Annotated in this window: 26 protein-coding genes; 18 read left to right on the top strand and 8 right to left on the bottom strand. The window is 46.6% G+C overall.

The window, feature by feature from the left end; genetic code table 11:
* Positions 1–114: 114 nt before the first annotated feature.
* Positions 115–1,494 (bottom strand): MFS transporter, encoded by a 1,380-nt coding sequence (locus OM416_RS22435; protein WP_264933168.1) that lies wholly within the window; start codon positions 1,492–1,494, stop codon positions 115–117.
* A 206-nt stretch (positions 1,495–1,700) separates the two neighbouring features.
* Between OM416_RS22435 and OM416_RS22430 the strand changes: the two genes are divergently transcribed.
* The 5 genes from OM416_RS22430 (at position 1,701) to OM416_RS22410 (ending at position 5,436) form a co-directional block, all read left to right on the top strand.
* On the top strand, positions 1,701–2,024 hold the full coding sequence (locus tag OM416_RS22430) for an ArsR/SmtB family transcription factor (RefSeq protein ID WP_062836375.1): 324 nt from the start codon (positions 1,701–1,703) through the stop codon (positions 2,022–2,024).
* A 145-nt stretch (positions 2,025–2,169) separates the two neighbouring features.
* Entirely contained in the window at positions 2,170–2,358 is a 189-nt protein-coding gene (locus OM416_RS22425) for a hypothetical protein (protein ID WP_076334054.1), read from the top strand.
* Between the two features lie 83 nt (positions 2,359–2,441).
* Positions 2,442–3,362: a helix-turn-helix transcriptional regulator gene (locus tag OM416_RS22420; protein ID WP_264933165.1), complete on the top strand. Its 921-nt coding sequence runs from the start codon at positions 2,442–2,444 to the stop codon at positions 3,360–3,362.
* A 28-nt stretch (positions 3,363–3,390) separates the two neighbouring features.
* Positions 3,391–4,389 (top strand): C39 family peptidase, encoded by a 999-nt coding sequence (locus OM416_RS22415; RefSeq protein WP_264933163.1) that lies wholly within the window; start codon positions 3,391–3,393, stop codon positions 4,387–4,389.
* 24 nt (positions 4,390–4,413) lie between these two features.
* The gene (locus tag OM416_RS22410; RefSeq protein WP_264933161.1) at positions 4,414–5,436 is read left to right on the top strand and encodes a hypothetical protein; all 1,023 of its coding nucleotides are present in this window, start codon (positions 4,414–4,416) and stop codon (positions 5,434–5,436) included.
* Positions 5,437–5,517: 81 nt separating this feature from the next.
* On the opposite strand, the gene OM416_RS22405 is transcribed toward OM416_RS22410, so the two are convergent.
* On the bottom strand, positions 5,518–7,092 hold the full coding sequence (locus tag OM416_RS22405) for an FAD-dependent monooxygenase (RefSeq protein ID WP_264933159.1): 1,575 nt from the start codon (positions 7,090–7,092) through the stop codon (positions 5,518–5,520).
* Between the two features lie 222 nt (positions 7,093–7,314).
* On the opposite strand from OM416_RS22405, the gene OM416_RS22400 reads away from it, so the two are divergent.
* Positions 7,315–8,031 (top strand): MarR family transcriptional regulator, encoded by a 717-nt coding sequence (locus tag OM416_RS22400; protein WP_264933157.1) that lies wholly within the window; start codon positions 7,315–7,317, stop codon positions 8,029–8,031.
* Positions 8,032–8,314: 283 nt separating this feature from the next.
* The gene (locus tag OM416_RS22395) at positions 8,315–8,503 is read left to right on the top strand and encodes an aspartyl-phosphate phosphatase Spo0E family protein (protein ID WP_264933155.1); all 189 of its coding nucleotides are present in this window, start codon (positions 8,315–8,317) and stop codon (positions 8,501–8,503) included.
* A gap of 64 nt (positions 8,504–8,567) precedes the next feature.
* Here OM416_RS22395 and OM416_RS22390 read toward each other — a convergent pair whose 3' ends face one another.
* The 3 genes from OM416_RS22390 to OM416_RS22380 form a co-directional block, all read right to left on the bottom strand.
* A complete protein-coding gene (locus tag OM416_RS22390; RefSeq protein WP_017692164.1) occupies positions 8,568–9,446 on the bottom strand; it encodes a carbohydrate ABC transporter permease in 879 nt (292 codons plus the stop codon).
* Positions 9,447–9,480: 34 nt separating this feature from the next.
* Positions 9,481–10,401, bottom strand: coding sequence for an ABC transporter permease (locus OM416_RS22385; RefSeq protein WP_036668173.1), 921 nt, complete (start codon positions 10,399–10,401; stop codon positions 9,481–9,483).
* 306 nt (positions 10,402–10,707) lie between these two features.
* Complete coding sequence (locus OM416_RS22380) at positions 10,708–10,989, bottom strand: hypothetical protein (RefSeq protein WP_264933151.1); 282 nt, start codon at positions 10,987–10,989, stop codon at positions 10,708–10,710.
* Between the two features lie 158 nt (positions 10,990–11,147).
* Between OM416_RS22380 and OM416_RS22375 the strand changes: the two genes are divergently transcribed.
* From OM416_RS22375 to OM416_RS22365, 3 genes are all read left to right on the top strand, one after another.
* Entirely contained in the window at positions 11,148–12,908 is a 1,761-nt protein-coding gene (locus tag OM416_RS22375) for a sensor histidine kinase (protein ID WP_264933148.1), read from the top strand.
* Positions 12,883–14,475, top strand: coding sequence for a response regulator transcription factor (locus OM416_RS22370; RefSeq protein WP_264933146.1), 1,593 nt, complete (start codon positions 12,883–12,885; stop codon positions 14,473–14,475). The genes OM416_RS22375 and OM416_RS22370 overlap by 26 nt, the downstream gene beginning before the upstream one ends.
* Before the next feature lie 142 nt (positions 14,476–14,617).
* On the top strand, positions 14,618–16,270 hold the full coding sequence (locus tag OM416_RS22365; RefSeq protein ID WP_264933144.1) for an extracellular solute-binding protein: 1,653 nt from the start codon (positions 14,618–14,620) through the stop codon (positions 16,268–16,270).
* 122 nt (positions 16,271–16,392) lie between these two features.
* Here OM416_RS22365 and OM416_RS22360 read toward each other — a convergent pair whose 3' ends face one another.
* The gene (locus OM416_RS22360; protein ID WP_047841627.1) at positions 16,393–16,635 is read right to left on the bottom strand and encodes a hypothetical protein; all 243 of its coding nucleotides are present in this window, start codon (positions 16,633–16,635) and stop codon (positions 16,393–16,395) included.
* 279 nt (positions 16,636–16,914) lie between these two features.
* Here OM416_RS22360 and OM416_RS22355 point away from each other — a divergent pair, with 279 nt between their 5' ends.
* Together OM416_RS22355 and OM416_RS22350 are read left to right on the top strand one after the other, a co-directional pair.
* Positions 16,915–18,630: a DUF6138 family protein gene (locus tag OM416_RS22355; protein WP_264933141.1), complete on the top strand. Its 1,716-nt coding sequence runs from the start codon at positions 16,915–16,917 to the stop codon at positions 18,628–18,630.
* An 80-nt stretch (positions 18,631–18,710) separates the two neighbouring features.
* Positions 18,711–19,760, top strand: coding sequence for a hypothetical protein (locus OM416_RS22350; protein WP_264933139.1), 1,050 nt, complete (start codon positions 18,711–18,713; stop codon positions 19,758–19,760).
* A gap of 143 nt (positions 19,761–19,903) precedes the next feature.
* Here OM416_RS22350 and OM416_RS22345 read toward each other — a convergent pair whose 3' ends face one another.
* A complete protein-coding gene (locus tag OM416_RS22345) occupies positions 19,904–21,013 on the bottom strand; it encodes a copper amine oxidase N-terminal domain-containing protein (protein ID WP_264933137.1) in 1,110 nt (369 codons plus the stop codon).
* 199 nt (positions 21,014–21,212) lie between these two features.
* A complete protein-coding gene (locus OM416_RS22340) occupies positions 21,213–21,419 on the bottom strand; it encodes a hypothetical protein (RefSeq protein WP_264933135.1) in 207 nt (68 codons plus the stop codon).
* Between the two features lie 334 nt (positions 21,420–21,753).
* Between OM416_RS22340 and OM416_RS22335 the strand changes: the two genes are divergently transcribed.
* From OM416_RS22335 to OM416_RS22310, 6 genes are all read left to right on the top strand, one after another.
* Complete coding sequence (locus OM416_RS22335) at positions 21,754–23,376, top strand: copper amine oxidase N-terminal domain-containing protein (protein ID WP_264933327.1); 1,623 nt, start codon at positions 21,754–21,756, stop codon at positions 23,374–23,376.
* Between the two features lie 189 nt (positions 23,377–23,565).
* Positions 23,566–24,015 (top strand): disulfide oxidoreductase, encoded by a 450-nt coding sequence (locus OM416_RS22330; RefSeq protein ID WP_264933133.1) that lies wholly within the window; start codon positions 23,566–23,568, stop codon positions 24,013–24,015.
* 19 nt (positions 24,016–24,034) lie between these two features.
* On the top strand, positions 24,035–24,478 hold the full coding sequence (locus tag OM416_RS22325) for a FixH family protein (protein WP_169481422.1): 444 nt from the start codon (positions 24,035–24,037) through the stop codon (positions 24,476–24,478).
* Positions 24,479–24,657: 179 nt separating this feature from the next.
* A complete protein-coding gene (locus OM416_RS22320) occupies positions 24,658–26,145 on the top strand; it encodes an alpha/beta hydrolase family protein (protein ID WP_264933131.1) in 1,488 nt (495 codons plus the stop codon).
* Between the two features lie 26 nt (positions 26,146–26,171).
* Complete coding sequence (locus OM416_RS22315; RefSeq protein ID WP_076333610.1) at positions 26,172–26,573, top strand: MerR family transcriptional regulator; 402 nt, start codon at positions 26,172–26,174, stop codon at positions 26,571–26,573.
* 36 nt (positions 26,574–26,609) lie between these two features.
* Positions 26,610–26,795, top strand: coding sequence for a hypothetical protein (locus OM416_RS22310; RefSeq protein WP_264933128.1), 186 nt, complete (start codon positions 26,610–26,612; stop codon positions 26,793–26,795).
* Positions 26,796–26,854 lie beyond the last annotated feature (59 nt).

Genomic DNA, 26,854 nt, shown 5'->3' with positions numbered 1-26,854 from the left:
CTTTTTTGTGTTTGTGGGAGAGGCCAGTTGACACATATATAGAAAATAGGCAGAAAAAAAGCCAGGTTCAGAACCCGAGGGTCCCTTCCTGACTTCTTTCGGTTAAATGAGATGTTAGATCCGGCTACTTTTTTCCGTGACTTTCCGTGACTGCATTCTCAGATACACCTGAGAGAAAATAACCGATGCGAGTGCGACCACAGTCATTCCCCAGAAAATATTGGTGTACGCTGAGGATAGCGGCATATTCTGCATCGCCGTCAATGCTACACCAGTAACAGCAACACTGAAAGCACCGCTGAAGAATTGACTGAGTTGGAACAGCCCCATACCTGCACCGACCTGATCCATGGTCAGATTGCCTGACAATTCATTGGACACGCTGGTGGTCAGGGAAGAGAAGCCAACGCTGAGCAGGACATAAACAGCCATAATGGCGTAGATGTTATTGTCTGCAAATAAGGCGAATAGCCCGGCAGCTGCCAGTAGCAGCCATGGTGCAAACTTCAGCAGCAACGTATTGCCGTGTCGGTCAATCATGCGGCCGATCCGGTTGGAGAGCAGCATAGACACGACTGCACCCGGGAAGATGACAAGTCCGGATTGAGCAGGTGTCAGTCCATACAGATGCGCCAAAATTTGCGGCAGCAGGAACAGCGTTGAGAAGTTATTGATGTACGATACAATCCCCAGCGAGCTGAGCATCATATATTTTTTATCTTTGAACAAAGCAGGTTGAACAAATGGATCTGCCGCGCGCCGAATTCGGAGCCAGAACAGAAGCAGTGCCGCAGCACCGATGACAAGCGTGAACCACTGACGGGAAGTCAGGAATAACAGCACACCCGTAGTACCGATGGCGAGAAGCACGGCACCCAGCAGGTCAAATGAACCTTTTTGCGGTGTTTCCCGAGGAAGCAGTTTGAAGAATACAGGAATCAAGAACAACGTTAATCCTGTAACGATAAACAAATCATGCCATCCCAGAAATTGTGTAATACTTCCGCCGATGACGGGACCAAGTCCAAGACCCAGTGAACTGGCGGACATGATGACAGCCATCGATTTACCCCGACGATCATTCGGAATGTACCGGGTAATTAGCACAATGGCAAGCCCCGGAACCGATGCAGCACCCGCAGCCTGAATCAGACGTGCAATGAGCAAAATGATGAAGTGATTACTGAAGAATCCTAGAACGGATGCAGCACCAAGTAAAGTCAGCCCAGTCGTGAATAATGTACGGATGGGTATGAAATCGGATAGACGTGAGAACGTAATCGAGGAAATGGCAAATACAATGGAATACCCTGTAACAATCCAAGATGAAGCGACGGATGTAAGCATAAATTCGGCTGCAATTTTAGGCAAGGCCAGATTAAACATCATTGTATTCATAACAACGAGTACAACGGTGAAGCCAAGCAAGCTTACAATCAATCCTTCCTGTATTCCGGTCCGTTCCCCTGATGATGCGGTTGCGGTGTTGTTCATAAAAAACCTCCTGGAGTGATGTGTATTTCGCAACATTTCAGAAACGGTGTGTAACATTTGCAAAATGTAGTATGATGTTAATCCCGTGCCTGACAGCAGGGGATACATAACGAAATCATTAAAGTTCGATTGGTGTCGAACATTAGAAATATATCATGGATCTGTGTTAAAATACAATGGATAGTCTGAAAAAAGGAGACTACAATATGAAGATTTTACATCATCCACAAGTATCAGATATTGAACTTTCCTCCGTATTGTATGCATTAAGCGACCCGACCCGTCTTGGGATTGTTGCGGAAGCAGCGAGAAGCGGGGAGCAGCCGTGCAGTCATTTTCATGCACCTGTTGTGAAGTCAACGATGTCGCACCATATTCGGACCCTGCGGGAAGCCGGAGTTATTCGGGTCAGAGTGCAGGGCACACAGCATTTTCTCACCCTGCGGTCCGAAGATCTGGAAACGCGATTTCCAGGACTCTTGCAACCATTATTGCAGGCCGCAGCTCAGACGAGCACAGATCTTTCCTAAATGTTGTCCTTTCTTCAGGTCGAAGAGGGGACATTTTTATTTTCTTTTGAACTACCTCTAATACTGCTGCGACATTCTGTGTCGTACCATGCCCTATATAATAACGGTGAACACACAAACCATATCGAAAAGAGGTTCACAACCATTGGCAAAAACCAAAAGAGGACGCATCTTGTGGAGTCTTCCTTCCAGGGGCCGGGGAACATGCCCGGTGTGCAGCAGTACCCGAATAAAATTGTTGTATACGCAAACAAAAACAGACGGTACAAGTCTGAAAGTATGCAAGAAATGCTCCAAAGCAGTGCAATCCAGAGTGGATAAGGCACACGTATAACATAACGGGCCTGTTCTTCGGAATGGGCCATTTCTTTTGATATAATCGAATATATTAGGAATGGATGAGATGGGGGCGGGAAGATGAGTAACATGCATCGGATTCACTGGTTTGACGAACAGATTCGGGGTGGACGTTTTCCGAACAGCAGCTGGCTTGCCCGTGAATTTGAAATCTCCCGTCGTCAGGCTCAGCGTGATATTGAATATATGGCAAGCTCCCTACGAGCTCCTTTGGTATATATGGCGAAATATCGGGGCTATTGTTATGAGGATCAGACTTTTCGATTGCCCCATTTGTATATGACCGAAGAAGAACAGCGTGTGCTGAAATATCTGGCGCATCGCTATCGGCATTATGATTATGATCAATCGGACGCGGTGAAACGTGTAGCACATTTGCTGGAGCGTTTTACGTTGGAGGAACAACAGCTGGGAAGTAGCGAGCTTCCGGTGTTTTCGGCGCAACCGAAGCAACTGCAATTCTTTGAATTGTTGTCCCATGCCATAACTGACTTGCGCAGAGTACATATTCATTACAGGGATCATGATGGAGAACGGCAGTTTTCCTTGTGTCCATTGAAGATGATATCCCAGTTTAACGCCGATTACGTAGTGGGTTATGAAGCAGATCCTGTGCAGCAAGTGGCAATTCGCTTGGAGGGCATTGTTCATATAGCGATCTTGGATGAGAGATTTGAGTACAGGTCAGATGCTCTCCTAGGTGGATGGGAAGAACCACTGCCTGTGCGTAAACCGTTTGTAGCTGAGATTCGCTTGAAGGAATTGCAGCACATGGACCTATGGCAAGGATATCGTATTCGAACTAGGCAAGATCTGATTTATTCGATTGAATTTTATGACACGGAGGCTTTCTTGCAGCATTTGTTTATTAGCGAATGGGAGGAACTTTTGTCTCCTGCATGGCTTAGACGCAAGCTTCAGCAAAGCGCAGAAGGATTAATGGACAGGCTCGCGATACAACGTAAGCAAAACGTGGAATAAACCAGTGTAGAGAGGAGAAGATCCGTCCTTGGCTGAGAATATTTTAGATAACCTCATCATGAAGCGGGAGTCCAAATCGTACGTGGATAGTCTGCATGCGATACTAACCCATACGGACCAGTTTCAAGGTTCCAAGGTTGTACTTGCCGGATATACGGGCATGGCTTTCAAGCTGTCAGTACATCGCAGACTACTTCCCATGTCGGTTACAGCGTATGGACAATGGGGGGAGGCACATCGTCCCGGAGTCGATAACCTGGGGATATTCACGATCTGGGATGGGGGACGTACACGTCATTCCACGTTTGGTTATTATCAGCAGGATGCAGTGAATTGGGTGAGACGGAGTATTGATGAAGGCACTGGTGTGATTTACTGGATTCCTGAGTTCGGTGTTATTCATGGATATGATGACAGTGACCGCATCTTTTATGTGCAAGACGGATGGAGCAAGGAACCGCAGATTTTGTTGTATGACAATTTCGGCTTAAACTTTACTGGATTTTGGTATTGTCAAATGTTTGGTGATCAAGTCCGCATCCCTGAACAGCAGATGCTGCTGGAATCCCTGCGACTGGCGATTGAGGATTGGGATATTCCCTATCGTCTGTTACCTGATCAGAATATTGCTTCAGGTAAAAAGGCATATGATGTGTGGGTGGAGGCCCTGCGGAGTGGGAATTTCGATGAATCGGGTGCGGCTTATATATTGGAATCCTTCTGCCATTCTCGAACCGAAATACGAATGTATTTGCAGTATGTTCGAGGGATATGGAACGAACTGGACCAGGCTTGTGCATGTTATGAACAGCTTGGGACGTTAATTGACCAAATGAAGGGATATATGGTTCAGGAGGAAAATAGACGTGTCTTGCGGCCAGACACCACAGAAGATTTAGCCCAGGTACTAGTGAAGGCGAAAGCACTGGAAGAGCAGGCTATTGATTATTTTCGAGTGATATCCAGGAAGTATCCTGACCTTAAACGGTCCACGATATCACGGTGGGGAGCACATTCCGCACGATAGGATGAGAAATGAAGGGCGTGAAGGATGATGGCGACAAAAGTAGTATTGCAGGACTGGATTCACTCCCCGCAAACTATGAATTCTGCTGATGCAAATAGATCATGGAGCGGTGTGAGTACGTATACAGATGCGATGTATCGCATTTTATTACATAAACAGTGGACGGATTTCCCACACCACATGATTGCAGGTATGACAGCAAGTGCATTCAGACTAGTGGTGGATCGGCGTCTGACGGCAGAGTCAATCTCCGCATACAACTGGATGGCAGAGAACTTTGTCGCAGCTGACTTCATTGGCGTGACGGCGAGCCAGGCAGCGGGCTTTTCGTTCGAACCAACCTTTCCCCTGTATCAGAAGCAGGCTCTGCTGGACATTAAAGCTTCCATTGACCGGGGCGTAGGTGCGATTCTCTGGCACGATCAATTTGTCATTGTTACTGGATATGATGATGTGGAACGGGTGTTATTCATCTGTGAAAGTAAAGGCAATGAAGTTATTCGTCTGCCCTATGATTCGTTTGGAAGGAACAGTTCACCCTACTGGTACTATCAGGTGCTGGAAGCTTGTGCACCCATAGATCTATGGGAAGTCTGCAAGGAATCGTTAATCCAGGCCGTTTACAAATGGGAAACCCATGACTACATGCTGCCGCCCCAAGATTATGCCTGTGGAGCGGCTGCGTATGCCACTATTGCTGCTGTTTTACAGTCAGGAGCATATGACGCAGAACAAGCGGCAATTGTACTTCGCTATTATGCCAAATCAAGATGGGATATTGCCTCTTATGTGGCAGGACTTAAGCATCTGTCCATTCAAATGGACCGGGTTATAAACGAGTATGAGCTACTCGCAAATCTGTATACAATGATCGTTGAGGTGATAGATGACTCTATCTCTTGGGATTCGAGAGAACCAGAATCTGTACAAAGCGTGATTGATCTTATCCGGAAGGCAGGGGCTACGGAACAACGTGCCATTGATTCCATCAAACATGCCTTTCCTGAGACGATAGGCAATCGTTTTAAGGATGTTGGATTAAGATAAATATAACAAGTAGTTTATCTGATGTGATAACCGGGCCGAAGCGCCATTTGATGCTTAAAGCGCAGTTTTAATATTTCACACTTAACGTGGCGGGGTAACCATGCTGACTACATTCTCAAATTCCGTCTGCCAGTCGCTCTTGATGATGCTGCCGATGTAACCATCGGGTCGAATAAGTATCAGCGTGTCGCTGTTAATGCCGTAGATGTCAGTCAATTTTTGGGTGGTGTCGTTGATAACATTCTGTTCGGCTTCATTACCAGTACCGACGATGTATCTGTGCAATTCGGCACCACTAGCCGGCCAGATCAGGTCAGGGAGGATATGAGCGGCATTGGCTCCAAAAGCAAGCAATGTGAATTGTGGTCCACGGAGAATTTCAAAAAGTCGTCTTACCCCGCCTGGGCCGATGCATGGAGCATCGGGTGCTCGATCTCCGACCTGAAGTGACTTGGTCGCTGATGAATTCTCAGAGCTAAGTGGACCACCATGATACGATAGTGTGAGCTGACGTTCTTCGTCACCGCGTTTGAGACTGGCAAGGCGTTTACTATCGAGCTTGGCGTACAACTCGCTGGATTTTCCAAGTACGCGTGCGGCAATAGGTTGACGTTCAGCTTCATAGCTGTCAAGCAAGCGATCGGGTGCGCCAGCAATGACCTGACCTATCTTCCAGCCGAGGTTGTAAGCGTCCTGTACACCGGTATTGAGTCCTTGCGCACCGGCTGGGGTATGGACGTGGGCTGCATCGCCTGCAAGAAAGACCCGGCCCGACCGATAATGCTCGGCAAGTCGCACGTTGGGACGAAATACAGAACTCCAGGTAATATCGTAGAGCCGTAAACCAGTGAGTTTGTGGAACTGAGCGGCAAGTACAGCCTCGTCGAGGTCTGGGTTCTCGTCTTCTCCCAACCTGATCATGACTTGGAACTGGTCGGAATGTGGCAGAGGACATGCTCCGACAAATTTACCTTTTGTGCGTGGCCACATATGCCAACGACTGCGCGACAACCCATCGATTGTACCGTCGATGATAAGCATTCGATCCGATTCGGTGGTCTCTCCCACAAAACGAATGCCAACACCTTTACGAACGGTGCTGGAACCACCGTCCGCCCCCACCAGATATCTGCTGCGAATCTTCTCCCCTGAAGAGAGCGTCACTGTCACCCCATTGGCATCCTGTTCAAAAGAATCCACCGCGTTGTTAAATTCAATATTCAGTCCCTGACGTTTGAGAAGTCGGTGCAGGATGGCATCCGTGCGGTGTTGAGCCAGCAGAAGAATATTCGGATAAGGTACATCCGGTGTAGGTTTATTTCGCTGTTGCATGCGCCATGGCACGGTGATCGGCCCGAGATGAATACCTGCGAGAGGATAAGAACTTCCCTCTGTATGAGCATCACTCAGCACGCCGAGGTCCTCCAAAACCTCCTGGGTTCGCGGCTGTACTCCCTTGGCACGAGAGCCTTTAAAGGCGTGGGGAGCCTTGTCAACCAGCCGGACACGAAGGCCGCGGCGCAAGAGATCTGCTGCTAATGTAGATCCGGTCGGGCCAGCGCCTGCAACCAATACGTCGATATTGTAATCTTCCCTCGATGGACTCACATTTCGTTCTTGCTTCTCTTGCGATGGATTAAATCGTATATCTGTCATTTGTAATGTTCCTCTCTAAATTGGATCTGAAATAAAGTTCTGTTTCTAATAACTAACGGACTATGAAAATTACAACTTATTGTTTCTAAGAAACAATAAGTTTCCTTGCAACAATATTAGTTTAAATTCTATTCAATTGTCAATATTGTTTCCTGGAAACTTTATTTGTGAACCTGTCCTTGATATACTGGGATGAAGTTCATTAGTGTTGGAGGAAAAAGGATGATCAAGCCATCAAACTATCACAATAAAGAGCACCTGATTGATGAAGTGCTGGAAGCTGTGAAAGACATACAGATTAAATTCCAAGCGGAAGATGACGAAGAGAAGGAATGGCTGCTCAAGAATAGCCCTAATCCGGAAGTTCAGGAGTTAGTCGAAGAAATGACGGTTACCATGCTGCATGTGCTGGATGCCATTGGAACACTTGAGCCTGTAAATGGCATAACCATTTCGAAGCAATTCGGCTTTTCCAAAGGCACGGTTTCTAAAATCACCAAAAGGCTGGTACAGAAAAATATCATTCTGCCTGAATACCTGCCTGATAATAAAAAAGAAGTCTTGTTTCGCATGACAGAACGGGGTCAAGACATCTATCGTTTGCATCAAGCCATGCATCAACAAATTGATCTTGGCGCAAACCGTTTTTTGCAGCGATATACCGAAGATGAATTGCAGTTCTTAGTTCATGCTCTCCGTGACACGGCACAGGCGTCCTGGTTCAATTCGGAAAAGGATGGGCCATCCATCGTTTCTAGTGAGAGGATGCCCTATGGCGATGAAGCTTCAAACGATAACGATAATGAGAATACGGAAGCAGTGACCATTAACGAGGAAATGAATGAAATTATGGGGATGCTTGATACGTTGAATTCCCGTGATTTGAAGAAGGCCAAGGCCGTTCTTGAGGATGTTTTTTTTGCGAAATATGAGGATTAGCGTACGTAAGCTGCTGAGTACGCTCATATTCATCTCGGCATGTGACGTCGTTTTGGAAAAGAGATAAACGTTATAAAACCGGACAGGTCGTGGCCTCTCCGGTTTATTTGCATTGAACATAAATGCAGATCAGGTCATGTAATCCACAATAATAATAAATTTTACAAGAAAAAATAACCAAAATTTTAATTTTGGGGTAATCCAAACCCCCTCTTGTTCCGAATATTATATTAGATGGTCTTTTTTGGATGATGGATATTTAAGGACAACAGGGGGCGGGAGTATGGTACATAATCCGGAAACCATTCAGGAATGTATCGAACATGCACGGCAAAGACTCTACCAGATTGCAGCTCAGTATCCGGAACTATGGCATCCGGAGGTTATTCGCCAATCCATGGTGCTGGATGAGTTAATTAATGAGTATAACAACGCAACTCGCGGGAGAACAATCGCGAATCAATTGAAATAATGAACTTGTAGTATGCAATTTTAAAATGAAGAAGAATCCCATGACGGGATTCCTTGTGTTTGCCTTACTCTTTTACCGCCCCCAGCACAATCCCCTTCACGAAGAAACGCTGCAAGAACGGATATACGAGCAGGATTGGGAGAGCGCCGATAAAGATCTGAGCTGCGTTCACCGTACGCTGAGACATGTTCTGAAGCTGCGTTGCATCCACGTTCATGTTGGAGAAGTCCTGCTGAACGATAATGGTCTGCATCAACGTAGCGAGTGGATATTTGGAAGCATCATTCATATAGATCAACCCGTCGAACCAAGAATTCCACTGACCTACCATGGTGAATAAGGAGATCGTCGCAATGGCGGGCATGGATACAGGCAGATAGATTTTGAATAACGTCGTTATATGGTTGGCTCCATCGATAAATGCGGCTTCTTCCAGCTCTTTTGGCACGTTACGGAAGAAGTTCATCATCAGAATCAGGTTCCAAACAGCTACCGCTCCCGGCAAAATCAAAGCCCACATCGTATTAATCAGTCCAAGCTTCTGGATCAAAATATAGGACGGAATCAATCCCCCGCTGAACAGCATCGTGAAGATGAAAAACCACGCATATAACGAACGCCCTTTGAAGTGCAGACTCTCCTTGGATAACGGATAAGCCGTCAGGAAAACAAGTGTCATACTGAGCAGTGTTCCCAGAACAGTACGCTGGACTGAAATCCAGAGTGCACTGAGAAAGTTACTGTTACCAAATGTTTTGGTATAGGCGTCCACCGTAAAATCAATTGGCCAAAGTGTCACTAGATTGGCGGATGCTGCCGCTTTACCACTGAAGGAAACCGCCAGAATATGGACCAGCGGCAGGATGCACAGGATCGAGACGGCCGCGATGAATATCAGGTTGAAACCATTGAATATACGGTACCCGGTTGTTTTGTGATACACCTTGATTCCTCCTTAATGCGTTATGCTAACTCTTTTAAAAAATACGGTAATTGGCGATTTTGTACGCCATCCGGTACGCAGAGATGACCAAGAACATCGCGACAAATGATTTGAATAGTCCAACGGCTGTCGCAAAGCTCATTTTGCCATTCAGAATTCCCATCCGGTAGACAAAGGTATCGATAATATCGCCTTTTTCATATACCAGCGGATTGTACAGGTTGAAGATCTGGTCAAAGCCTGCATTCAGGATATTGCCCAGCGATAACGTACCTACTACGATAATCATCGGCACGAGTGCAGGCAGGGTAATATGTAATGTCTGTCTAAGTCGTGTTGCCCCATCTACCTCCGAAGCCTCATATAATGCGGGGTTAATACCCGCAAGTGCTGCGAGAAATACAATCGTTCCGAATCCAAATTCCTTCCACACATCACTAACAACTACCGTTACACGGAACCAGTCGCCATCCCCCAAAAAGAAGATCGGTTCAACGCCAGCCGCCGCCAACACCTGGTTTACCAGCCCGCCTTCCGGTGATAACATGTCGAGCAATATACCACCCAGGACAACCCAGGACAGGAAATGGGGCAGATACACCAAGGTCTGTGAGAAACGTTTGAACGTGGAGTTCCGAACCTCATTCAGCAAAATGGCGAACACCACGGGGGCAACAAGTCCGGCCACAATTTTCATCGAAGCAATCAGTACCGTGTTCCAGATGACCTGAACGCTGTCGGGATATTCGAACATGAACCGGAAGTTGTCCCAGCCGACCCATTTGGAGCCAGTGAACCCCAGCCACGGTTTGAAGTCTTGAAAAGCAATAATAATGCCGCCCATGGGCACATAGGCGAACAGCAAAGTGAGAAGTACAGCAGGCAGCAGCATCAGATGCAGCGGCCACGTGCGTTTGAAATTCCAGCGGGTACGTTTGCGTGGATGGGGTGTCATTTTTCGCACCGGCGTATTGGTTGTTAACGGTTGTTCCATAGCCATCAGGGTCCCTCCTTTATCTCGTCCAACCCCGGGCAACATGAGGCGAGCAAGCCTCTGCACGGAGTGGAGCAACTGAATTATAACAACGGAAAAGGGCGGACTATAGAACAACATTTCAATGCGGATGTTGAAATATTAACTTGTTGATGGAAACGACAAAAAGGAGCATCCGACTGTAAAGTCCAATGCCCTGTCTTCAGGTTGTGTTCCTGCCATATGTTATCTGCTTCCGATATGCCCTTCATGCTGAACGTCCCTATATCATCTCACAATCGAGCCATCATACTGCGTATCAACGGTACGAAGCGCTGACTGCACCTCGGCCACCAGACGTTCCCGTTCTTCATAGAGGGGGGCTTCCTCTTCCTCAAAATCAAACTGAATCGCCCGAACACTGCCTGGAGATAAGGTTAATTCATGAAATTGTAACTCAAACAGGAAAGTAGCATCAAAAGCCATCCCATCCCGATCCCGATAACAATACATCGTGGAGATATCTTCCTCTTCAATGTGCAAAATGCCTTGTTCTGTCAGTTTCATCATAGGGCCCCCTCACGAAATGTTGATTCACTCCCAGTATAAGGGAATTACAAGTCGCAGGAAAGCGTGTGAATATAAAATCATATAGAAATGTAAGGGTTTTCAATATAAAATAGGACTTCGGTGTAGAACGACTTCAAATTCAGGGACAGGGTGAAACGATGAAATTCACAGTATTTGCGAAAACGGTCATTCTCTTAATCTGCCTGCTGGTACCCATTCTGTTGCTCTATACATACGCGAACCAGGAAAATGTGGATATGGTCGTTGAAGAGAAACAACAGTCGAGTCTGAACCAGTTCAATTATTTCAGTTCCCAGGTGGATAAAAATATCGAGCAGCTCTCGCTGTATGGCCTGACCTTGCTGCGAGATCCGAGTATCCTGCATTACCGTTACATGACGGATTCAACCAGCCAATATGAGAAAAACAGCATCTATCTGGATATTCTCGACAAATTATCATTGTACCAGTCCACCAGCCGCTGGAAGAACGATATTACCATTGTGCTGCCACAAGCGGAACTTGTGTTATCCACCATGTCCAGCCGAACGGTCTACGATGAGAAGATGTTGACGTTTCCGCAACCAGGCCAATGGCAGTTGGAGCAGGGGAGTTTCACCTACTTTTTCACGGATAACTACGAGTGGAATGAAAAACCAGTGAACACAGGCGTGCGAACGGTGATGGAGATTAATTTTGACCCGATGAACGTGGTTGCCATGTTGGATGATTTTAAAGAAACGCAGGGCGGAGATCCTTTCTTGTTAGTACCGGGCAATGAGCCGTTGCTGAACCGTACGGCGGACTCCGAACTGGTTGAAGCGATCATGCGTGATATCCCCTTTAACGGACCGGAGAGAGAAGGTAATCATCAGCTGGAGGTAGGCGGCAAGCAATATCTGGTCAGTTACGTGCACTCCAAACAGCTACAGGCAGTATACGTGAATCCGTTGGTATTGGATGATTTGCTAACCCCGATGGATAAGAGCCGAAATATGTTTATTACCTCCATTTTGCTACTGCTCGTGCTGAGTATCGGGGCTGCGCTGCTTTTGTATCGAAAAGTCCAGGTGCCAATCCACCGTTTGATGAGAGGGCTCCAACAGATTCGCAAAGGGCAGCTGTCCACACGGATTCCAGTCGATCACTCTCGTGATGAATTCGCGTACCTGACCCAGAGCTTTAACCATATGGCGGAGCAGATTCAGGAACTGATCGAGAAGGTATACGAGGAACGTATTCGCTCACGTGAAGCAACATTGAAGCATCTGCAATCACAGATCAATCCGCATTTTCTATATAACTGCCTGTTTTATATCAAAAATATGACCCAGCTCGGCAACCGTGAAGCGGTTATTGCCATGTCGCTAAGTCTGGGAGACTACTATCGCTACATTACGCGGGGCGAGAATGACATGACAACTGTGGAAGAAGAGATCCGGCTGCTGGACCATTATCTGTCCATCCAACAGATGCGGACCAACCGGCTGACCTACGAAATCGCTGTAACGCAGCAACTGATGCAGCTTCACATTCCACGACTGCTCATTCAGCCGATCGTTGAGAATGCGGTGATCCACGGCATCGAGCCGATGGAAGGCAGTGGGCATGTCGTTGTAACGGGTATGGCAGTACCCGAAAATATTGAGGGTCGGAAATATACAAGATATAGCCTGTTTGTTGACAATGATGGTGTCACGCTGACAGCGGAAGAGATTACCGAATTGGAACGGGAGATCAATGAACCAATGGGCGAGGAGATCGGAACAGGCACGTGGAATGTGCACCAGCGTCTCGTTACGCGATATGGGCTGTCGTCCGGGCTTCATTTTGGAGCGATTCCCTATGGTGGACTTAGTGTAGAAATTCGATGGTTTGAGGAGGAACAACCGCATGATGAATCTGATGGTGGTAGATGATGAACATTCGGCAGTGGAGTCGATAGCCGTCTCCATACCATGGAGGGAACACGGGATTGGTCAGGTATTCAAAGCCTATTCAGTCAAAGAGGCACTGGAACATATGGCAACACACCAGGTCCATATTATTATCACGGATATTCGCATGCCGGGTCTGTCCGGTCTGGATCTGGTCAGTCATATCCGGCAAAAGTGGGAACAGACGAAATGTATTATTTTATCGGGGCATGCTTCCTTCGATTATGCGAAGCAGGCGCTCAAACACGGGACAGTCAGTTATCTGCTCAAGCCGGTCCGGGATGAGGAACTGATTGAATCCGTGCAGCAGGCTGCTGTGCAGATTCGCCTGGAGGGTGAGAAACAAATGCTGCATCAGCGGGCCATGTATTCGGTGAGGGAACATCTGCCCGAGAAGCGGGCGGAGCTGATGAAGGATGTGCTGTTAGGGCATAAATTTGCGGATGCTGAACTCGAAGGCAAGCTGGAGCAATTGGAGATCGGGTTCCGTCCACAGGATAAAATGCAGCTGCTGCTCATCCGGTATGATGACCATCAACCCACACATAAAGCATTTCGACTGATGAAATACGCCATCTCGAATGTGGTGGAAGAGATCTACGGAAATACCTATCATCTCTGCCATACGGATGACGCCTACGATGATCTGGTCTTCATGGCCAGTGCCAAACAAACTCAAGCCGAACCGGAAATGTTAATGGGCAGACTTGGAGAGCGGTTGATCCACAGTGTGAGGCAGTATCTGAACGCGACCATTTCCCTGTCCGTTAGTCGTATGGGGCGTTTCCCAGATCAGGTGCCGCAGCTATATCATCAAGCCGTCAGTGCACTTCGCAAGCAGGCTGAGGCTGGCAAAGGATTACATCTGAATGCGGCGGCAGGAACCAATGGGGCCACGTTGAAGTCTCTTGCAGCACTGTATGAACCGCCGGGTCTGACGACGTTACTGGAAGCCGGGCGCATGGAGGATGCACACCGTAAGATTGATCAGATCTTTGCCGAACTGTCGAACAGTGTGTTCCCGGAGCATGTCTATGTGGCTTTTCATTATCTGGCGGCGGCATTCTCCTATATGGCTCATCGGGAAGGAAGGCAGTTAGCCGAAGTGCTTGGGGAGCAGTACCAGCAGTTGCTCAAGGATGGTTATGGCATCTCGCTACGCAGTCTTGAAACATGGACTCGGTCTGTGATGCAGCAGTGGGCAGAGAGTACAAGTGATGCGGGACAGGATGCCGGATCAACGCTGATCCGGCAGGTGCAACAATGGATCGACCATCATCTGGGTGAGGATCTATCGTTACAAGTCATTGCCGGAGAGGTGCATCTGCACCCGGTATATCTGTCGAAAATGTACAAGCAATCCACAGGTGAAGGCATTAGTGATTATATTATCCGTTCCAGAATGGAACGTGCGGTTCACTTGCTGAAGCATACGGCGATGAAGATCTATGAAGTCGGTCAGGAGGTGGGGTACAACAACACGCCTTATTTCATTCAGGTGTTCCGCAAACATTATGGACTGACCCCGCAAGATTTTCGGAACGGTTAACAAATCAATATGAACATTGAAATTGTGATATATGTTTGCCTCCCCGGCTGCACTATCCTTTTCATGTAAGGTGCATAATGCCACATGCAGAGGTGCATTTGGCACAAAAGGGTATCCAAGTTACCTGAGGAGGGGTTAGTTCATGTATAGAAAAATGATGACGGCATTGCTCGCAATCACGATGGTTGCCGTAACGGCATGCAGTTCGGGGGCCAAGGAAGAACCGGCGAAGGAAGCCGCTGCACCACTTGCTCTGCAAGACGGGAAGTATGAACCGGCGGTACAGATGAGTTATTTGCGGGCCTGGAATGATGATACGAAATTCAAGAACGGGGAAACGGCACAAAACAATGTGCATACCAAATGGGCCAAGGAACGACTTGGCATCGATTTGACCACACCGTGGGCCGTATCGGTGACCAATGATGCATTTTACACGAAATTGCGCTTGTCCCTGTCGGCTAACGAGGAACTGCCGGATATCGTCTCCATTCGGGGGGACTACAATCTGGTAAGGGAATTAATTGAATCGGGCAAGTTTGCCAATGCGGGTGATTTGTTTGACCAATATGCTTCGGACACATGGAAACAGGCATCTGAATCGGCACCGGAAGAATGGTATCCATACATGTATGAGGGCGAGCGTTACGGTATTCCGATCTTCGATTATGCCTACAACGGCGATTCGGTCATGTTTATCCGGGAAGACTGGCTGAAGAAGCTGGGACTGGAAGAACCGAAAACAATGGATGAACTGGTTACGGTCATGGATGCTTTTACGAATCAAGACCCCGATGGGAACGGCAAGAAAGATACGTATGGTCTGACTGTCGGCATGAAGAATGCGCTCAATACCTGGATGACGGAATCTGGCTGGATCTTCGGCATGTACAACACGATGCCTGGACAGTGGAATGATGCTGGAGACGGAACGCTGCAATATGGCTCCATCCAGCCAGGGGTGAAGGAAGGTCTTGCGACGATGAAAGATTGGTTGTCCAAAGGCTATCTGCCCAAAGAAGCAGGTGTCTATGACGAGATCAAAGCAGCAGAATTGTTCACCGCAGGCAAAGCTGGCATTATCGTGGGACCACACTGGATGCCGAATTGGCCGATTGATGATGTGAAGAAAAATGTGGATGGTGCCACGTACAAGGCCATTGCTTTACCTACAGGACCAACAGGCGAGAGCCACCAACATGGTTCTGGTGCAAGCAATGGGGTGGTGCTGATTAACAAAGACATGGCGAACCCGGAGATTTTCTTCACGTACCAAAATTATCTGTTCGACAACTTTGCTAATCCGGAAGTGGGCAGCGAGTTCGAACATGGCTTTGCACAAGGGTATGACTATGACATCGTGGATGGCAAAGTCGTTGGTGAAGCTGAAGTGAAGGATGGCGTATCACCACTCAAATATACGATTACGTATGATGGTGCTCGAATTCCGAATCTCATGATGGATACGCTGGCGGAACTTGCGAAGGGTAAGGAGCCGGAGACTCCTTTTGAGAAAAATACCAAGATTGCCAACAAACCCGAAGTATTTGTAGCTGCTGAAGTCGTCGTTGCAAATAAAGATAATGCGATCAAGAGCAAGTTCACGGGAGCACCGACCGAGACGATGAAAATGAAACAGGATGCGATCGACAAGCTGGAGAAGGATACGTTCAGCAAGATCATCTATGGTCAGGTGGGCATTGAGGAATTCGATGCGTTTGTGACGAAATGGAAGTCCATGGGCGGCGATGATATTACAGCCGAGGTGAACGAGTGGTATAAGACAGTTAATTAATCAAAAAAGCAGGGTAGAACTGATGAATTCATCAGTCTACCCTGCTTTTTTGTCTCGATTAACGTTTATGGAAAAATAGATCCTTTGGAGTTATAACTAACAATCTATATCGTACAGATCGATTATGACTCACAGCGGACAAAGGTAACGTTTTTTCCTAAAATCACATTTTCCACCTTCCATCCGGCATTTAACCAGGATAGTGCCTGTGTATGATTATTGGAATTATTCACCCACCATTGTTCGCGATTATACGCTGTAGGGGGTAACGTAAATCCGAGGATTTCCTCAAGCTCTGCATATGTAAGGGTGATTGAAACCTGATTCAAATAGTTTTCCAAGGGAAAGTATTTGCTGTAGCTCATTTAGTCGGACCTCCTAAAAAGGAATACAATGATTATACAACGTGGGGATGATGATAGCGAGAGCATACATAGATGTGAAAGCGATCCGTAGATCTCCTTGACTAGCAAGTAACCGTGCGTAAGCCTTATTGTTCCGGGTGAGCTTGAGAGAGTAAAATAATAGGTAATATACGAACATCAATACGTATTTATAACATAGATGCCTTGGATTGATCCGGGATTCATAGAGGTTCAAGTGTGGTTGGTGAACATTAGATGCATGGGAAAGTAGGAGATTAGATGAGTACACTTTATGATCAGGCAATGGAAGAGATGATTACGACGATCCACGAATGGTTTGATGAACAGGAAAAGCGGGATGATCTGGAAAGTGTTGTGAAGCGAACCACGCTGCAAATGGGCATCTTCAATGATATTGTGCTGGATTACAGACCTGGACGGACCACAGTAGACAGTCTGGATTTAGGTTTGGATGATGGTTTGAAATCGAAGCAGGCAGGAGCCTTTACAGAGGAACAGGTACGTAATGAGATCGGGCCAAAGCTTGTAGAGGTTGTTCAAGGCAGATTGGACAAGCTGGCTAATACACCATTGATTGACTATCGATTTACCTTTCGTGGGAAATTTCCAACAACCGAAGGTAGGCTGCAATTGATGTTACTGGAATGTATTAATGAAGAGAAAAGACAGCTACTCCTTGAACGTATTCATAGCTATGCAGACAAGAAACTGGAACACGGTACATATCCAACGAAGCGCCTGGAATCTTTCTTTTTGACGAGTCATCTGCTCGATCCGAAGCTGTTCCCAGAGTTGGATGTGGCATGGACGATCAGGCAGTATGACCGGATTCAAGAGTTGAACCATGGTCGTCCGGATGCACTTGCGGAGCATCGTGGTGAGATTACTCGTGCGGTGACGGGATGGGCGGAGAATCAGTTTTTACCACAGTATTATGATGTACAGTCTTCGGCTTATCGTACCAACGAATATTCGCTTAAGCCAGAAGCAACGCTTCAATTGAACATCGAAACACAGGCAGGTCAACATTCGGACGAGCACGGAAAGCAACAAACACCCGGGGCTCAACCAATAGATCTGCTGTTATACGCGGCGGTCATGATTCTACGTTTTGAGCCTAGTTATAGCAAATCCAAAGGTGTGACTTTCCTGGAACTGGCGAAGCAACTCGGTTGCCCTCGTGCAGAACGCATGATGACGGAAGGTAGCGGGACGTATGCAAAGGAAGATATTCATGTGAAGACGGAAGAAGTAGAATGCAAAGCGAATGATGTATTTGCTCTGATGACCATTCACATTCGTAAGGAAGAGGCGAGTGCCTATCAGCAGGCACTTACCTTTATTACTCATTTATTGAAGCAGGGCTTTCCGAAAAGTTATAAGATCAAGCTCAAGTCCAGTGTTAAGCAGTATTTGCCGATCAAAGGACTCGCGAAGTCGGATACCCACCGTTTCTTTGCTAATGCACTGGAGTACCCGGAGCTGTACCCACTCTTAGAAGAGTATGCACGTGAAGCTATCCAAGAGTTCGAGTTTTACGAAGATACCGAGGGGGAGAAAAGCTGTATGCCGGGCAGTTATGCAACCTTTGGATTGGGGCTCGTGGATGAGCGGTATTTCCCGCTGGTTGAATATTACATGGGTGAAGTGGATGATGAGCATCAGTTAATTCAGGATAAATTTATTGCTGGATTTGTAGAAAAACAGGGTGTAACGTCCCAATCTGTACCTGCGTTAGTCGCCAGCTTGCGTCGTGCGACTGATAGTCTGAAGCTAAAGATTCAGCCCGAGCTGGAAAATGAGGAAATACTCGAACAGTTGGTTAGACAGATTCAAGGACTCGAGCATTATGAAGTAGAACGTGTACTTTTTCCGATCTTCGGCAAGGTGGAGAAGATATCAACGCTCGCTCGCAAGGCTGAGGGAAGACGGAAGGAATTATTGCTGGAACTGTTGCAGGCCGCGGGGAAATAAAAATATAAACAAGTAAGATTGCGTCGCACAAATAAGCATTTCAGAGAAGAGAAAGTGTATAAGGAAAGGCGGGAGAAGTTATGGAAGCATTGCAGCGAAACGTGTGGCAGGGGCTGAACGCTCAGGACAAAGAAGAATGGATGCGTAAGCTTGTTCGTCATTTACCGGAAGGTATGGTATATGAGGGTCTCGAGACATTTGAACGATTCGGTCAGCGGATGGAGACAGGTGTATTTACGGAGGATGGGCTGAGATTTGTATTTGTCCCTGGGGATCAAGTAACACTAGGCTGGGATCGTTGGCAGCATGGTATGAACCAAGAGACCTCAACCGACCTGCATGAAACGGTCAGTGAGTATGGTGTGGAGGACGTGGATTCGTTTCTGGCGAGTCAGATGTCACCTGTGAGAGAAGTTACTATTGCGCCGATGCTCGTGGAATGCGAACTGATCTTGCTTGGCTGGATTGAAGTGTCCGAGGAGGAAGCACACGCGCAGGAAGATCCTGATTTCCCGTCAGCACTGGAGCAGTTTAAACAATCGGAAATACGTGAATATGAATTGCATCAACAATTCCGTCTGATTCGCCAAAGTGAGAATGAAGTCCGAATTCTGTGGTTCAACGAAGGAATAGAATTAGAAGATGTTGTGAGGGAGGAAGCTGCAGCGGGCTTTGGTTTGCTGACCGAAGACGAATGGGAGTATATCTATGGTGGCGGTTGTCGCACGTTATTTCCCTGGGGGGACAGCTTCGACTATACGATGAGACTGAGGCACTTTGGAAGTCCGGAAGGCGTGGATGAGATTGTGGATGGATCGATAGATATAGACGCTTCACTGGTTAAAGAAGATGATCCTCCATACGATCTGGAACTACCGAATTTCTTTGGGATAAAGTTTGCTGGTGATCCCTACAAGTATGAGCTTACACTAGATTCGGCTGGAGACGTGATGCCCAAAGGCGGAGACGGTGGGAGCCTGATATGTGGTGGAACAGGGCCGTTGGTCGGTTTCTTGCCTGCTGCTGCGGTCTATTATCGAGACGTTAATGCCACTGAACTCGACTGGGAGGATTTGATGGATGCGATGGTGTATCGCAGGGTTGTTCGTTTAACGGAAATGGCACTGTAATTATGACGAAAAGTTTCCATCAAGCTGTGGTTGCATATACGATGATGAAAAGGTCTTTGTAGCAGAGCTTGAGCGTATTTAACACACATCAAATCAGCCCCAACTCATAGAGCGGGACCGAAATGATGTGTGTTTATTTTTGTTTATTTCACTTTTTGTACGGACACTGCCATTTGCTCCAGTTGAGTGTGAGTCAATTGGTTATTCGGTGAGCTGATGGTTACATAACGATCATCCAGCTTGAATGTGAGCATATCTGTTTGGTCTGGTGTATACCATTTGGCTGATACGCCATTAGGCAGTTTAACTGTTTTGCCATCATAGCTGAACGAGTAGTCTTTAGGGGATACCGTTACATTCATATGATTGAAAACAAAGTTTACACCATCACCGCCAGCACCTACGCTTTGGAACGTATCTCCAGCAACCATATGTTGTGGGGCATAGGCTGTTGTGAACCCGTCAAACTTCGCAAATGCTTTGCGAATGTTATCCAATTGTTGCTTGCTGTAGTTCACATCTGCGAATGCAGTGATACCTTGATCGTTGTTGCTATTTGCTTTCTGAACAGAGACAGCGACTTGTTGCAGCTGAGCTTGGCTCAGCTTATGATCCGGCGAGCTAAGGGTAACGAAACGATCATCCAGTTGGAATGTGAGCATGCCCGTTTGATCTGGTGTGTACCATTTGGCGATCACGCCATTGGACAGTTTCACGTCTTTGCTTGTATAGCCGTCCGAATAATCTCTTGGAGACACATCCACTTTCATATGGTTGAAAACAAAGCTGACGCCATCGCCACCCGCACCTACACTTTTGAACATGTCACCTGCGATCATCTGCTGAGGTGCATAAGCGGTCTCGAAACCATCGAATTGTGCAAAAGCCTTTTGAATCGCCTCTTTCTGTGCTGCGCTATACGTTACATTCGTCAAGGCTGAAGGATTGCTTGTCGCTTGGCCGATAATGACCTGTCCTTTTTTGCCATCATAGGATACAGGTACGTGCAGTGCATCAGCAAGCGCTCGTACGGGCAGATAAGTGGAGTTGTTATAGGTAATTGGCGCAAGTTTATTTCCATTGCCATCGGTTGGTGAGTAAGCCGCTCCATCGACATTAAAGGTGATTCCATGGTTAAGGTATGCAGAGATTTTCTCCAGTTGCGTTCCGGCAAATACGCCCGTTGCTCCTGTTAATGTCATGCCTAGTACCATCATCGTTGCTACGGATTTCTTCATGTTTTTTTTCATCATATATCTCTCCTTCAAGTTGGGGTTTGGTTTGTTTAATGGGCTCGCTGTCCCTTATGGCTTTATATTAAACCCCGAACATATCCAGAATAATTCTGAATTATCTCCAACTTGTAAACATGTGCATGTACATGGAAAATGTAGAACGAAACTTGAAGTTGCTCAGCCTGTTGGAATGTATTCTTTGCCGAATCGAAACATTTTAGTTAAAAAGATAGAGGATTAGTCCGCCAAAACCAAGTACAATCGCACCGACGTATACATAGGAAAGTTTACTGAGGTTTTGCTTTGTGCGGCGATCATATTCGGGATTACTGGTCTGATTGGCTTTCGAATTTCCGATGATCATGGTAGCAACACCTCCAAATAAGGCGATACCCACAATTAAAATATAAGGCAACCAGGTCATGAATGGACCTCCTTCACGAATAATATGATTCTCTTCATTGTACTTCAAGTTAACCTTTGATGTAAGCTTTAATTGAGAAATAAAGGGAAATGAAGTGCCTATCTTACAGAAGGTATATCGTCTCGGATAGGAAAGATCACTGCAATTTTATATTTTTTTAATCCGAAAAATCCTTGATATCAAAGGCATTCGCGGCTTTCTTCACTGAAAGCTGCGATTTTTTTTGCCCACAGAGTGATCCAGAATAGAGAACCCTGCGTTACACCCTATGAAGACGACGACGAGGAAAGAAATTATACACAAAACATAATCGAGGAGTGAACACGTAATGAAAATGAAAATGAAGAAGTTTATCGCACCTGTACTTAGCTTGACACTGTTGATGCCGGGTATCGCTGGAGCTGCTTCCGCGCCACAGACACCGATGACCATGATGAAAGCATCCGTGAACACACCTGCAGCTGACCTGAGAGCGAACCTGGATCATCTGTTGTCCGAGCACTTTGCACTCGCAGTAACCGCAATGGCGAAAGCCTATGATGGAGCAAAAGACGCAGACGCAGCTTACAAAGCACTCGACCAAAATGCACTGGATATGCAACCGGCAATCGCCTCCCTATACGGTGACGCTGGTGCCAAAGAATTCGAACGTATCTTCCGCGCTCATAATAAATACACAGATGATCTGGTGAAAGCAACCAAAATGGGCAACCAGGCTGGGATCAAACAAGCACAGGCAAACATCAACGGTTTCGTGGATGAATTCTCCACATTCCTGAGCACAGCTACCGAAGGCAAGTTGCCAAAAGCAGCAGCCAAACAGGCTCTGCAAGTACATGAAGATCTCGTGCAAAAAGTATTCGATGAGTATGTAGCTGGAGATTATGCTGATGCATACAAGGCTTACCGTGAAGGTTTCAAAGAAATGTTCGACGTAAGTAAGGCGCTCTCCACGGCCATTACTACACAAATGCCTGAGAAATTCGAAAATACCAAAGCGGATACAAAAGCAGCTGATCTGAGATCTGCACTCAACCACTTGGCTTCCGAGCACTTTGCGCTTTCGGCTCTGCAAATGCAAGAGGAGTTCGATGGACGCACAGCAGCCTCCAACGCACTGGTTAAAGCTGAAGCTGGAAACACAGCTGACTTCAAAGCAGCGATTGCTTCCGTTTACGGTAACGATGGTGCCAATGCTTTCGAAAAAATTTGGGTAACGAACCATGTTAATGCGCAAAGCGATTATGTAAAAGCCGTTAAAAACAACGATGCTACCGCTCGTGCAGCAGTAGAGAAACGTATTGCTGGATTCACAACAGAGTTCGCTACATTCCTGGATTCTGCAACAGCTGGCAATCTGCCAAAAGCAGCAGGACAACAAGCACTGACAACGCATGAAAATCAAGTACAAAATGTATTGAATCAATATGCGGCAGGTAACTATGATGCTTCTTACACAACGAATCGCGAAGGCTTCAAAGTGATGTTCGGTGTAGGTCAAGCTCTTGGTAACGCCATCGTGACTCAATTCAATGACAAATTCCAAGAGCCAACAACACCTGCACCAGCGCCAGAGATGACAACGGTTTGGATGCAATTGAACAGCAAAATGCTGAAAATTAACGACAAAACAACCAACATGGACACAACACCAGTACTTTGGAAAAACACAACATACATTCCATTGCGTTTCCTGAGTGAAGGTATTGGCGCGACAGTGAAATGGGACAAAAAAGCACAACAAGTAACGGTAATGGCTGGCGATGATACCCTTGAATTCTGGGTGAACAACAACGTTATGGAAGTGAATGGTGTGAAGAAAAACGTGGGTTCAACTGTATTTGTAAACAAAGATGGACGTACGCAAGTACCCCTGCGTTTCATTGCTGAACTTCTGAACTGGGACGTGAAATGGGCCCAAAAAGATGGCTCCATTACACTGACTAAATCCATGTAATACAAAGTGTTGCATATGAATCAAGCAAAAGAGCTGCCCCATACGGCAGCTTTTTTGTATTCACCCAAAAGTTTCAAATATTTGGTATAATCATCGAGTAATGACCTACATAACAGCTTGAATAGCCGATGGAGTCTAGAATGAGGTATGATAATTTGGTATAAGCAAAATGAAAAGGGGGACAGAGGAATGAGTACATCATCAAAATCGGAGCGCCCAGCGAAAAATGTGGATACCCGCTTATTTGTTGCTTGGGCCGTTTCCGTTATTGCAACAGGGGGCAGTCTCTATTTCAGTGAAATCAAGGGCTTTCTTCCATGTGATCTGTGCTGGTACCAGCGTATATTCATGTATCCACTAACGATCTTGCTGGGCATTGCCTACTTTAAGGATGACGTGGGCATCACGAAATATGTACTTCCACTTAGTTTCGTCGGTGGCGGCATTTCGTTATATCATGTAACGATCCAGCGTATTTTTTCGGCTACAGGTAATGCCGTGGCATGCGGTAAGGTTCCATGTTATACCGACTATTTGAACTGGTTTGGTTTCATTACCATTCCGCTACTGGCACTAATTGCATTTATTATCATCATCGTGATGCTGTGGGGCATCGGTAAAACACCAAAATCTTCTTGATAAGAAAGGATAGATGGTGATGAGCGGACAAGCTCGTTGGTTCATGCCCTTCCTGGTGCTAATCCTTTTGGTCGCTGGCTGCTCCTATGAGGAGCAATCTGCTTCTGGGGAGATGCCGGAGATGATCCGGGTGAAACTCATGATGCCGGATAAGGCGAAAGTGAATGAAGAGGTTGCCTTGCAGATCAAACTGACACAGGGAGAACAGCCTGTAAATGATGCGGATCATGTACAGTTTCAGGTATGGAATGAACAGGATGAACCCGAAGCACCTTCATTTGATCAAGGAATGATGAGTGCCGAAGAGCTTGAATCTCGGGGAGCGACGAAGGCTGTATCTATAGGCGATGGTATATATGAAGTGAAGCATGCGTTTCAGGAACCCGGAGTGTACGTCGTTCAGGCGCATGTGACCTCAGGAGCGATGCATACAATGCCTCGAACAAAGGTAACCGTAGAGTAGTCATTTGTGGTCACCCGATGAATATACCGTATAAGTGCATTCGGGCTGAATGTAGGGTATATTTACCGTGTGTTTCATTTGTCTTGCTTCATCCATTTTTCGTTCATATATTCAGCCTTGACCTTGAAGTATACTTCAAGGTTTATTCTTTTTTTATCAAGAATATTGGAGGCTGAATAATGAGAATTTTAGAATGGATTCTAGTATTGGTAAGCGTAGCTGCAACGGTATCCATGCTGGTGTTTCCGAAGCGCCGAGCAATGACAGTGGGTATACTTTCAGCTCTGGTTCTGGCAGTGCTTCTGCATGGCGTAATCAATTCATTTCGGCTGCAGATGATACCAACCTATATCGTTACACTTGTATTATTCATAACGTTAATCATTCAACTCATGAAATCATACCGCAGTGGCCGTTATGTTCAAAGCGTGCAGCAACCCAACCGTCGTTCATGGATTAAGATGACGCTGGCATCGATTCTGGTTCTGGCTTTCAGTGCAGGTTCATTCATACTGACCTGGCTGTTACCTGCCTTTACGATGCCTGAACCTACCGGCACATTTGCGATTGGCACGTTTTCTCAACACCTGGTGGATGAATCTCGTGAAGAGACCAAAACACCTGAGGAAGGAGACAAGCGTGAACTTATGATTAATGTGTGGTACCCATTAGATCAGGAGGCCGCTCAAGGGCTGCCACTGGAGCATTACCCGAGTGAACTGGGCGAAGCGATTAGTCTGGTGTTCGGCATTCCGTCTCAGGTGTTCAGTTATCTGGATACCATTCCAACACATGTGGTACAAGGAGCTGAGATGTCCGCCGTCCAGAGCAAGTATCCGGTACTGCTATTCTCGCCGGGTATCCGCTCAGCCCGTTTTCAGAGTATGACAATGATTGAGGAGTTGGTAAGCCACGGTTACATTGTGGTGGGGATAGATCATCCGTATACGTCAGCACGGGTTACATTTCCCGATGGACGTATAGCCTCCTATGAAGCCGATCCAGATTTTGCAACGTCAGAGGAATTGTATCAATATAATGTACAAGGCATAGGTATCCGTGCAGCTGATGCAAGTTTTGTGCTTGATACGCTTACCCAGTGGAATTCACATGACCCGAATCAATTGCTCGAGGGCAAGCTTGATCTGGATCATGTGGGCATCATGGGACACTCTTATGGTGGGGCAACGACAGCGGAAGCACTGGCGCAGGATGAACGGTTTCAAGCAGGACTTAGCCTGGAAGGCGGATTCTGGGGAAAAGTCTCTACGACAGCCCTGAAACAGCCGTTTATGTATATCATGTCGGGTGGAACGGCCAAAAGCTTTGATCCGAATGCTTCGTCCAAAGATAAAGTGTTTTACCCCGAGTTTGAGCCGGATCTGGATCGAGTGATGACGAGCAGTCTGAATGATACCTATTATCTGACGGTGGAGAATTTCTTCCATCAGAGCTTTACGGATATTTCGTTAATTTCACCGAAAATGTTTGCCAGAGGCATGACGCCAGAACATAATGTGGATATAACAAGATCCTATGCGCTGGCATTCTTTGACCGTTACCTCAAAGGGGAAGAGCAGCCGTTGCTGCAAGAGTCTTCGACGAAATTCCCCGAGGCTACCTATGATACTACGTATACCAAGATACGCAACGAACAAACACAATAAATCCGCAGAAGGGTGGAGGAGTAGGCATGGAAACCATGACAAGAGGAACGTTGGCCAAGCGTACCGGTGTGAGTATGGCAACCCTCCGTTATTATGAGGATAGTGGAATTCTGCCTGCTCCCCGTCGTTCCTCCAACGGATACCGGGTGTATACTGAGGATTATTTGGTCAAAATTAAGTTCATTAAGGATGCCCAGCTACTGGGTTACTCCTTAAAGGAAATACAAGAGACCCTGCAACTGCTCAGCCAGGAAGATATGGAAAGTGATACGTTAAAAACACTCGTCTCTGACCGAATCGCTGATATTCAGAAGCATATCGATCACCTGGAACAGATGCAGATTCATCTGGCCAGATTGCTCAAGACGCCAGAAGATGATATCCACAACTATATTCAGTCGTTCAGGGTGACACAGAAAGAGCCGTAATCACGGCTCTTTTCCTGTTTAGGAGAAAACAAGCGATTGGCTATACATAAGGAACAGGGGATAGGCGTCGTATTATTGTCCAATTATTGTTTTGCATCAGCCTCTATTATGGATGAGTATCTGGATGTGATATTCAAGTTTATAACTAAAAAAGAGCTTTATCCACTCATGCCGCTGGACCCTATTGGTAAACAAATACTAGAATCAATGATGCAGAGATAAATGCAGAAATGGTCCAAAGTAATGGGAAACGAGGAACAAAATTTTAATACCTCCAAGCA

Origin of the sequence: Paenibacillus sp. LS1, assembly GCF_026013365.1 — a bacterium.
Lineage (GTDB): Bacteria > Bacillota > Bacilli > Paenibacillales > Paenibacillaceae > Paenibacillus.
The sequence above is the reverse complement of the archived record's forward strand: the minus strand, read 5'-3'. Positions and strand labels throughout refer to the sequence as shown.

Coding starts and splice junctions, on each gene's coding strand:
- OM416_RS22435 (WP_264933168.1), bottom strand. CDS start 1,494: ATGAACAACACCGCAACCGCATCATCAGGGGAACGGACCGGAATACAG.
- OM416_RS22430 (WP_062836375.1), top strand. CDS start 1,701: ATGAAGATTTTACATCATCCACAAGTATCAGATATTGAACTTTCCTCC.
- OM416_RS22420 (WP_264933165.1), top strand. CDS start 2,442: ATGAGTAACATGCATCGGATTCACTGGTTTGACGAACAGATTCGGGGT.
- OM416_RS22410 (WP_264933161.1), top strand. CDS start 4,414: ATGATGGCGACAAAAGTAGTATTGCAGGACTGGATTCACTCCCCGCAA.
- OM416_RS22405 (WP_264933159.1), bottom strand. CDS start 7,092: ATGACAGATATACGATTTAATCCATCGCAAGAGAAGCAAGAACGAAAT.
- OM416_RS22400 (WP_264933157.1), top strand. CDS start 7,315: ATGATCAAGCCATCAAACTATCACAATAAAGAGCACCTGATTGATGAA.
- OM416_RS22395 (WP_264933155.1), top strand. CDS start 8,315: ATGGTACATAATCCGGAAACCATTCAGGAATGTATCGAACATGCACGG.
- OM416_RS22385 (WP_036668173.1), bottom strand. CDS start 10,401: ATGACACCCCATCCACGCAAACGTACCCGCTGGAATTTCAAACGCACG.
- OM416_RS22380 (WP_264933151.1), bottom strand. CDS start 10,989: ATGATGAAACTGACAGAACAAGGCATTTTGCACATTGAAGAGGAAGAT.
- OM416_RS22375 (WP_264933148.1), top strand. CDS start 11,148: ATGAAATTCACAGTATTTGCGAAAACGGTCATTCTCTTAATCTGCCTG.
- OM416_RS22370 (WP_264933146.1), top strand. CDS start 12,883: ATGATGAATCTGATGGTGGTAGATGATGAACATTCGGCAGTGGAGTCG.
- OM416_RS22365 (WP_264933144.1), top strand. CDS start 14,618: ATGTATAGAAAAATGATGACGGCATTGCTCGCAATCACGATGGTTGCC.
- OM416_RS22360 (WP_047841627.1), bottom strand. CDS start 16,635: ATGAGCTACAGCAAATACTTTCCCTTGGAAAACTATTTGAATCAGGTT.
- OM416_RS22355 (WP_264933141.1), top strand. CDS start 16,915: ATGAGTACACTTTATGATCAGGCAATGGAAGAGATGATTACGACGATC.
- OM416_RS22350 (WP_264933139.1), top strand. CDS start 18,711: ATGGAAGCATTGCAGCGAAACGTGTGGCAGGGGCTGAACGCTCAGGAC.
- OM416_RS22345 (WP_264933137.1), bottom strand. CDS start 21,013: ATGATGAAAAAAAACATGAAGAAATCCGTAGCAACGATGATGGTACTA.
- OM416_RS22340 (WP_264933135.1), bottom strand. CDS start 21,419: ATGACCTGGTTGCCTTATATTTTAATTGTGGGTATCGCCTTATTTGGA.
- OM416_RS22335 (WP_264933327.1), top strand. CDS start 21,754: ATGAAAATGAAGAAGTTTATCGCACCTGTACTTAGCTTGACACTGTTG.
- OM416_RS22330 (WP_264933133.1), top strand. CDS start 23,566: ATGAGTACATCATCAAAATCGGAGCGCCCAGCGAAAAATGTGGATACC.
- OM416_RS22325 (WP_169481422.1), top strand. CDS start 24,035: ATGAGCGGACAAGCTCGTTGGTTCATGCCCTTCCTGGTGCTAATCCTT.
- OM416_RS22320 (WP_264933131.1), top strand. CDS start 24,658: ATGAGAATTTTAGAATGGATTCTAGTATTGGTAAGCGTAGCTGCAACG.
- OM416_RS22315 (WP_076333610.1), top strand. CDS start 26,172: ATGGAAACCATGACAAGAGGAACGTTGGCCAAGCGTACCGGTGTGAGT.